The organism is Paraburkholderia sp. UCT31, assembly GCF_014397655.1.
GTDB lineage: Bacteria > Pseudomonadota > Gammaproteobacteria > Burkholderiales > Burkholderiaceae > Paraburkholderia > Paraburkholderia tuberum.
The window spans coordinates 1-1,213 of sequence record NZ_VZQP01000179.1; the positions used below are offsets into that span (position 1 = coordinate 1).

Here is a 1,213-nt window from a genome sequence, read left to right on the forward strand (position 1 = left end):
TAGGGAAACGCTGATTAATGAACTGTCGGATCGGCTTGCAGATCAAGACGCGTCAAATTTTCTGGATAACGAATCGAATCGACGCTCATTTCGGTGAATTTGGCTCGCAAACGAGCCCCTCTTCTCTCATTTTTCATACGCATGACGGATTGCTCCCATGAACCGATCGCAACAGATTTCGCGCAGTCACCAGATTCGCCAGAGCGAACAAGCTGAACAGTTGCGCCGTGTTCTTGGCCAAGCCCTTGTATCGGGTTTTGCGATGGTGAAACAGGTTCTTGACGATATGGAACGGATGCTCAACGCGCGAACGGATTTGCGCCTTGGTTCGCTCAAGCGCAGTCACCAGGTCCTTCAGCGGCCCGTCCTGCATCGCCTTGATCTTTCCGCGCTTGGCAGCGACGTGCCAATTTACTGCCTTGCCTTTCATTTCATCACGCTTGTCTACACCAATGTAGCCTGCGTCGGCGAACGCTTCCTCTTCATGGCCGTGCAGCAGCAAATGGGCTTGCGACACATCCGACACGTTGGCCGCCGTGCCAACCACACTGTGGACCAAGCCCGAATCGGCGTCCACGCCAACGTGGGCTTTCATCCCAAAGTGCCATTCGTTTCCCTTCTTCGTTTGATGCATCTCCGGGTCACGGCTCTTCCCGGCGTTCTTGGTCGACGGTGGCGCTTCGATGATCGTCGCATCAACCAGCGTGCCTTCCTTCATCATCAGTCCACGCTCACACAGCGAGATACCGATCTCGTCGAACAGCTTCCGTGTCAGTTCGTGCTCGATCAACAGGCGCCGGAATTTCAGCAGCGTGGTCGCATCCGGAACGTTCTCGACTGCCAGATCGATGCCGGCGAAGGCGCGCAGCGCAATGCTGTCATACAGCGCGTCTTCCAGCCCTTCGTCCGACAGCCCGTACCACTGTTGCAGGAAATAGATCCGCAGCATTCGCTCCAAGCCAATCGGCGGACGGCCTCGCGTGCCCTTCGGGTAATGCGGTTCGATTGCAGACAGCAAACGCTGCCACGGCACAATCTGCTCCATCTCCGCCAGGAAGCGTTGGCGCCTCGTCACGCGCTTCTTGCCTGCAATTTCCGCTTCCGCGAAGCCGATCTGCCTCTTCATCCTCGTGAGTCCGTTCTGTGAGCTGCCTTCTATAACGTCTTCGGCTACGTGAGCGATGACCGCCGAGCTCCATTAATCAGCGTTTCC

Annotated in this window: 1 protein-coding gene; it reads right to left on the reverse strand. The window is 56.6% G+C overall.

Annotated features, from left to right (window positions below):
- Nucleotides 1-133: 133 nt before the first annotated feature.
- A complete protein-coding gene (locus F6X40_RS41475) occupies nt 134-1,126 on the reverse strand; it encodes an IS5 family transposase (protein ID WP_187631889.1) in 993 nt (330 codons plus the stop codon).
- Nucleotides 1,127-1,213: the final 87 nt, after the last annotated feature.

Excerpts from the sequence above, each read along its gene's own strand:
- F6X40_RS41475 (WP_187631889.1), bottom strand. The coding sequence starts at position 1,126 with ATGAAGAGGCAGATCGGCTTCGCGGAAGCGGAAATTGCAGGCAAGAAG.